Annotated in this window: 3 protein-coding genes; all 3 read left to right on the forward strand. The window is 71.0% G+C overall.

Annotated elements, in window-relative coordinates:
• The first annotated feature begins 100 nt into the window (after positions 1-100).
• From ACFU5G_RS29120 to ACFU5G_RS29130, 3 genes are read left to right on the forward strand one after another with little or no spacing between them, the layout of a single operon-like run.
• A complete protein-coding gene (locus ACFU5G_RS29120; RefSeq protein WP_377252488.1) occupies positions 101-991 on the forward strand; it encodes a TetR/AcrR family transcriptional regulator in 891 nt (296 codons plus the stop codon).
• A complete protein-coding gene (locus ACFU5G_RS29125) occupies positions 991-2,787 on the forward strand; it encodes an ABC transporter ATP-binding protein (RefSeq protein WP_377252490.1) in 1,797 nt (598 codons plus the stop codon). Before ACFU5G_RS29120 ends, ACFU5G_RS29125 begins: the two co-directional genes overlap by 1 nt.
• Complete coding sequence (locus ACFU5G_RS29130) at positions 2,784-4,814, forward strand: ABC transporter ATP-binding protein (RefSeq protein WP_377252492.1); 2,031 nt, start codon at positions 2,784-2,786, stop codon at positions 4,812-4,814. The genes ACFU5G_RS29125 and ACFU5G_RS29130 overlap by 4 nt, the downstream gene beginning before the upstream one ends.
• Positions 4,815-4,884 lie beyond the last annotated feature (70 nt).

Here is a 4,884-nt window from a genome sequence, read left to right on the forward strand (position 1 = left end):
GATCGGTGCTCCGGCCCCACTGCTGTCTCTTGTCGCCGGGTGGTCTGCTCGTGGCATAAACGAGTTGCGGAGTGAGCGCTCACTCATTTACTGTTCCGGCATGGACAACGTACGGCCGCGCGCCTCCCGCATGACCCCGGAGGACCGTAAGGCGGCGATCGTCGACGCGGTGCTCCCGCTGGTCGCGGAGCGCGGCCACGACATCACCTCCCGCGAGCTGGCGCAGGCCGCCGGCGTCGCGGAGGGCACGCTCTTCCGGGCGTTCGGCGACAAGACGGCGCTGGTCGGCGCCGTCGCCGTCGAGGGCCTGGCGCAGGCGGGCCGGCCGGAGGAGACCCTCGCCGAGCTCACCGCCATCGATTCCGCGCTGCCGCTCGAGCGGCGCCTGGAGCTCGTCATCGAGCTGGGCCGCCACCGGGTGGCCGAGGTCATGCGCTGGATGTCGATCCTGCGCCGCATGGCGCCCCCGCCCGGCGCGCCGGGGCTGCCCATCGTGCCGCCGATGGCGCCGCCGTCGTCCGGTGCGGCCGGGCCACCCGGGGTGCAGGTCGTCCCGCCCGGCCCGCCGGGTCCGCCGGGTCCGCGCGTCGTCCCGCCGGGACAGCCCGGACAGCCTGGCCTCGTACCCGGTACACCTGCCGACCACCACGAGCGCATGCTCGCCTACCGCAAGACGCTGCTGGACCAGCGGGCCCAGCAGCACGCGGCTACGGTCGAGGGGATCACCGCCGTCCTCGCACCGGACGCGCACCGGCTGCGGGTCCCCGTCGAGGTGGCGATCTCGCTGGTCGAGTCGGCGATCGCCGGCGCGCACGTGCGGATCGACCACCTGCAGCCCGTGGTGCCGGCGGACGTCCTGGCCGACGCCCTCGTCAACGGCCTCGCCGGCCCCGCAAAAAAGTCTGGCCCCGACGCTGCCGAAGGTGCAGCCTCCACCGCGGGGCCAGGCGCACCAGGTTCTCCAACCCCCAGCCCTGAAGGGAACTTCTGATGCTTGTCGCTCTCGCCCGGAAATATCTGGGCCCGTACCGCTGGGCGGTGGTCGCGGTGCTGGTCCTCCAGCTGGTGCAGACGCTCGCGGCCCTGTATCTGCCCAGTCTGAACGCCGACATCATCGACAAGGGCGTGGTGCCCGGTGACATCGGGTACATCTGGAGCACCGGCGGCTGGATGCTGGTCGTCTCGCTGGGCCAGGTCGTCGCGTCGGTCATCGCCGTCTACTTCGGCGCGCAGGTCGCCACGGCGTTCGGCCGTGACCTGCGGCGCGACGTCTTCCGCTCGGTCCAGACGTACTCCGCACGCGAGATGGCGCGGTTCGGGGCGCCGACGCTGATCACGCGCAGCACGAACGACGTCCAGCAGGTGCAGATGACCGTGCTGATGACGTTCACCATCATGGTGATGGCGCCGATCATGCTGATCGGCGGCGTCATCCTGGCACTGTCGGAGGACGTGTCGATGTCGGGCCTGCTGCTCGTCATCGTGCCGGTCCTGGCCGCCACCGCGGGCGTCATCGTGTGGCGCATGGTGCCGCACTTCCGGCGCATGCAGAAGCGCATCGACGCCATCAACTCCGTGCTGCGCGAGCAGATCACGGGCCTGCGCGTGGTCCGGGCGTTCGTGCGTGAGCGCCGGGAGACCGAGCGTTTCGGCGTGGTCAACGAGGAGCTGTTCGACACCTCGCTGCGCGCCGGCCGCCTGATGGCGCTCACGTTCCCGGTGGTCATGCTGATCATGAACCTGTCGTCCGTGGCCGTGCTGTGGTTCGGCGCCCACGAGATCCAGGCCGGGGAGATGGAGATCGGCTCCCTGACCGCGTTCCTGAGCTACATCATGTACATCCTCATGGCCGTGATGATGTCCACGATGATCTTCATGATGATCCCGCGCGCCGCCGTCGCGGCGGAGCGCATCGGGGAGGTCCTGGACACCGAGCCGTCCGTCGTCGACCCCCAGGCGCCGGTCGCCCTGCCGGGCTCGCTCGCCGAGCGGAACGGCTCGCCCGAGCACAACGGTTCGCCCGACGGCGCCGTCACGGGTCCGAGCGGCCGTGTCACCTTCGAGGACGTCGAGTTCCGCTACCCGGGCGCCGAGGAGCCGGTGCTGCACGAGCTGTCGTTCGAGGCCGTGCCGGGCCAGATCACAGCGATCATCGGCTCGACCGGTTCGGGCAAGTCGACGCTGCTCAACCTGGTGCCGCGCCTGTTCGACGCCACCGGCGGCACCGTCCGGGTGGACGGCGTCGACGTCCGGGACCTGCTGCAGCGCGATCTCGGTTCCCTGATGGGGCTGGTGCCGCAGAAGGCGTTCCTGTTCTCCGGGACCGTCGCCGACAACCTGCGGTACGGCAAGTCCGACGCCACCGAGGAGGAGATGTGGGCGGCGCTGGAGGTGGCGCAGGCACGCGACTTCATCGAGGCGCTGCCGGACGGCCTGGAGTCGGAGGTGGCGCAGGGCGGCTCGACGTTCTCCGGCGGCCAGCGGCAGCGGCTCGCCATCGCGCGTGCCGTGATCCGCAAGCCCCGCATCTACCTGTTCGACGACAGCTTCTCCGCCCTGGACTACGCGACCGACGCGCGCCTGCGGGCGGCCCTGCGGCCGCAGACCCGCGACGCGACGGTGATCGTCGTGGCCCAGCGCGTGGCGACCATCCGTGACGCCGAGCAGATCCTGGTGCTCGACCACGGCCGCATCGTCGGCCGCGGCACGCACGCGCAGCTGCTGGCGGACAACCCGACGTACCAGGAGATCGTGACGTCCCAGATGAGCCTGGAGGAGGCGGCATGAGCACGGAGGACAAGCCCCAGAGCGAGAGCTCGACGACGACCGCACCGGCCGGCCGCGGTCCCGGCGGCCCCGGGCGTGGTCCCGGCGGTGGCGGGCCGATGGGCATGGGTATGGGCATGCCCGTGCAGAAGCCGATGGACTTCAAGGGCTCGCTGCGCCGGTTCGCCGGCTCGCTGCGGCCGGAGCGCGTGAACATCGTGATCCTGATGGTGCTGGGCATCGCCTCGGTGGCGCTCACCGTGCTCGGGCCCAAGCTGCTCGGCAACGCGACGAACGTGATCTTCGCGGGCGTCGTGGGCGCGCAGCTGCCCTCGGGCGTGACCACGGAGCAGGCGGAGGCCGGGCTGCGCGCGGCGGGTCAGGACCAGATGGCGGACCTGCTGTCCGGCGTCGTGGGTGTGGTGCCCGGCCAGGGCATCGACTTCGCGCTGCTCATGCAGACCCTCGGCTGGGTGGTCGCGGCGTACGTCGGGGCGTTCCTGTTCGGCTGGCTCCAGTCGCGCATCACCGCCGGCGTCGTGCAGCGCACCATGCGGGACCTGCGCGACCAGGTCGAGGCCAAGCTGCACCGCATCCCGCTGTCGTACGTGGACGCCCGCCAGCGCGGCGAGATCCTGTCGCGCGTCACCAACGACATCGACAACGTGGCCCAGACCACCCAGCAGACGCTCGCGCAGCTCGTGACCGCCGTCCTGACAGTGATCGGCGTGCTCGGCATGATGTTCTGGATCTCGCCGGTCCTCGCCCTGGTCGCGCTGGTGACCGTGCCGCTGTCGGTCGTGCTGACGGCGCAGATCGCCAAGCGCAGCCAGCCGCAGTTCGTGGAGCAGTGGGCGGCCACGGGGCGCCTGAACGCGCACATCGAGGAGTCGTTCACGGGCCACGCGCTCGTGAAGGTCTACGGGCACCAGGAGTCCACGGCCAAGGCGTTCGCCGACGAGAACGACGCGCTGTACTCCTCGAGCTTCAAGGCGCAGTTCATCTCGGGCACCATCCAGCCGGCCATGGGGTTCCTCGCGAACCTGAACTACGTGGTCGTGGCCGTCGTCGGCGGCCTGCGCGTGGCCTCCGGCACGCTGTCGCTGGGTGACGTCCAGGCGTTCATCCAGTACTCGCGCCAGTTCACGCAGCCGCTGACCCAGGTGGCCTCGATGATGAACCTGCTGCAGTCCGGCGTCGCCTCCGCGGAGCGGGTGTTCGAGCTCCTGGACGCGCCCGAGCAGTCGCCCGACCCCGCCGAGTCGCAGAAGGTGGTGCCGGTGCGCGGCCGGGTCGCGTTCGAGGACGTCACGTTCTCCTACACGCCCGAGCGCCCCCTCATCACCGGGCTCAACCTGGTCGCGGAGCCGGGGCAGACCATCGCCATCGTCGGCCCCACGGGCGCCGGCAAGACCACGCTCGTCAACCTCCTCATGCGGTTCTACGAGGTGGACGGCGGCCGCATCACCCTGGACGGCGTGGACACCCGCGACATGTCGCGCGACGACCTGCGGTCGTCGGTCGGCATGGTGCTCCAGGACACCTGGCTGTTCAAGGGCACCATCGAGGAGAACCTCCGCTACGGCGTGCCCGACGGCGCCACCGTGAGCGAGGACGAGTTCCTCGCCGCCGCGCGGGCCACCCACGTGGACCCGTTCGTGCGGACCCTGCCCGACGGCTACGACACCGTCGTGGACGAGGAGGGCTCGTCGGTCTCGGCGGGGGAGAAGCAGCTCCTCACGCTCGCCCGGGCGTTCCTGGCCGACCCGGCGATCCTCGTGCTCGACGAGGCGACGTCGTCGGTGGACACGCGCACCGAGGTGCTCGTCCAGGAGGCCATGAACCGGCTGCGCAAGGACCGGACGTCGTTCGTCATCGCGCACCGGCTGTCCACGATCCGCGACGCCGACGTGATCCTCGTGATGGAGCACGGCGACATCGTGGAGCAGGGCTCGCACGACGACCTGCTCGCCGCGGACGGCGCCTACGCCCGGCTGTACGCGAGCCAGTTCGCGGCCCCGGTGGTGGAGGAGCCCGCGGCGACGTGACGACCCGCCCGCCGTACGCGGGGCTTCGCAGCGACCATGCGGTTGCTGCCAGGACGAACCGCGTCCTGGC

Origin of the sequence: Promicromonospora sp. NPDC057488, assembly GCF_042802395.1 — a bacterium.
In the GTDB taxonomy this organism is placed as follows: domain Bacteria; phylum Actinomycetota; class Actinomycetes; order Actinomycetales; family Cellulomonadaceae; genus Promicromonospora.